Source organism: Elizabethkingia argenteiflava (assembly GCF_009904105.1).
Taxonomy (GTDB): Bacteria; Bacteroidota; Bacteroidia; order Flavobacteriales; family Weeksellaceae; genus Elizabethkingia; species Elizabethkingia argenteiflava.
Map to the genome: position 1 here is coordinate 1 of NZ_JAAABJ010000504.1, position 285 is coordinate 285.

Annotated in this window: 1 protein-coding gene; it reads left to right on the top strand. The window is 38.2% G+C overall.

Annotation, left to right across the window (positions count from 1 at the left end; translation table 11 throughout):
• Positions 1-243, top strand: a 243-nt coding sequence (locus GNY06_RS06710) for a transposase (protein WP_166519348.1), incomplete at its 5' end; no start/stop codon positions are given.
• Positions 244-285 lie beyond the last annotated feature (42 nt).

Consider the following 285-nt stretch of genomic DNA (forward strand, 5'->3'; position numbering starts at 1 on the left):
GAGGTAGTACGAAAAATCATATATACTACCAATCCAATTCAAGGGGTACATCGCCAGATACGCAAAATCACCAAAACTAAAGGTGCTTTTCCTTCAGAACAGCCACTGATGAAGCTAATGTATCTGGTAATACAGAATATCAGTAAAAAATGGACAACGCCTATCCATAACTGGGGTATGGCATTATCACAACTTTATGTTAAATTTGGAGAGAGAATTCTCAAGGAAAAAAACAGCTTTTGAGGAGCATTAATTTAGAACCTGACACAGTTCGGGTGACACTCC